General features: G+C 60.9%; 2 protein-coding genes and 1 pseudogene. 1 reads left to right on the forward strand and 2 read right to left on the reverse strand.

Features of this window, described 5'->3' with window-relative positions:
* A partial coding sequence (locus F4V54_RS10710) for a thiamine phosphate synthase (protein ID WP_211359490.1) occupies positions 1-159 on the reverse strand: 159 nt, incomplete at its 3' end.
* Positions 152-1339, reverse strand: coding sequence for a DUF418 domain-containing protein (locus tag F4V54_RS10715; protein WP_249041295.1), 1188 nt, complete (start codon positions 1337-1339; stop codon positions 152-154). The genes F4V54_RS10715 and F4V54_RS10710, both read right to left, overlap by 8 nt.
* A 96-nt stretch (positions 1340-1435) precedes the next feature.
* Here F4V54_RS10715 and F4V54_RS10720 point away from each other — a divergent pair.
* Positions 1436-1780, forward strand: a pseudogene (locus F4V54_RS10720) (S1 family peptidase); the annotation flags it as partial.

Genomic DNA, 1780 nt, shown 5'->3' on the forward strand with positions numbered 1-1780 from the left:
GACGACCGCGAGGCCGAGGTCGTAGAGCGCGCGGGCGCTGATGGGTTTGCTGCGCACCTGGATCATGCCGGCGCCGCCGAGCGCGGCTTGGCGGGCGGTCTCCACGATCTGCTCGTGCGAGCCGTGGCCGGTGATGAAGTAACAGCGCAGATCAAGCATGAGCAACAGTGTAGGGCTCCAGTCGGCCAGTCTTGCCGTAGGAGAGGTGGCGGTGCGCCCATTCGAAGGGACCCTGGGTATTGGTGGCCTCGAGGATGGTGGCCAGGATCAGAGTGACTGCCCAGATGCCGGTGGCGATGAGGAGCTTCATGGCCACGCCGTCTTCGAGGCCCAAGCCGAGACCGAAAGGCATGACTGTGACAATGAAGAGGATGGACTGCATGATGTAGCCGGACATAGAGCGCTTGCCCAGTGCGACGAAGGGGTAGAACACCGCGGGCACCGTGTTGTTCAGGCGCTGGGTGGCCAACGCGATCATGGCCAGGATTCCGGGGCCGGTGATGATGCCGAAGCCCTGGTTGAGGGCAATGAAAATGGCTTCAACGCGCCCGCTGAACACGCCGATGGAGGCCAGACCCAACGGGATGCCAATGAGAAGGATGACGGCCACGGTTAGGGCGGACCAGATGATCAGGGTGCGACGGTGTGCGTTGACGTCAGCGAGCACGCCTTCGCGAGCCCAAATGAAACCGATGAGCATCACGCCGAGGAGGAAAGGGATCGCGGCACATGCACTGAAGAGGAAAGCGAAAGCCCACATTGCGTTATCGATGAAATAGTCGCTGAAAGTGGTGAAGTCAGCGGTTGGATTCAAAGGAAGCATCATGTCTTCACCGAACGCCGCGCCGACCGCGCCGATGAGGCCCATGAAGATGGAGAAACCAATGGAGCAGTATGCAATGATCTGCAGGATTTTCGTTCGCACGGCAATGAGCAAGCCCATGATCATGCCGCACAGGCCGTAGGTGACCATGATGTCTCCGTTGAAGATGAGGAACATGTGCACGAGACCGAATAACGCCAAGATGCCGTAGCGTTTCACCAACACGAGGCGGGCTTGCTTTGCCGGATAGTTCTTCCGCGCCAGGCTCATGGTGATCAGGCCGACACCGAAGCCAAGCAGCGTGGAAAACATGGGCAGACCACGCACGTGGACGAACATTGCGGCGAACATGGCGGCGATCTGGTCCGCAATATTGCCGGGCTGGACCCAGCCGACGTATTCACCGGTCGCACCAGGCATGTCAGCGATGATCCAGGCAGTGGAAATATTTGCCATGGCGATGCCCAGCAAAGCAAGGCCACGGGCAAGATCAGGGACGATGAGGCGTTGATTCACTCGCACCACACTAACAGCGCGGAGGGTGGGTTCACCGGAAAGAGCATGTGGTGTGACAGGATTGTGACGGAATTGTCAGGCTGAAAGGGGCCGAAGATGAAACGTGCCGGAGGAATTGTGGCGGCAGCGCTGTTGCTCATCATGATGCCCGCGGTGGCCAACGCGCAGGTGGACCCGAACTATCACTGGAAGACGGACCCGGTGGCCAAGGTGATGGCGGGCAAACCGTTCGCGGATCGGGTGCTTAACCGCGTGCCGGGATCGTTCTTTGACGCCAACCCAGTAAACCCCGCGGCCCGCGCGGCGGTTGGCAGGGGTGTGTCCCTGTATGGTCCGGGCACGCCGATTTACGTGGGGCAGTTTGGCATGTGCACTGTCACCGCGGCCGGCTGGGACGCGGCGGGGCGGAAGATCGCGCTGACGGCAGGCCACTGTGGCAAC

It is taken from the genome of Corynebacterium tuscaniense (genome assembly GCF_008693065.1).
In the GTDB taxonomy this organism is placed as follows: domain Bacteria; phylum Actinomycetota; class Actinomycetes; order Mycobacteriales; family Mycobacteriaceae; genus Corynebacterium; species Corynebacterium tuscaniense.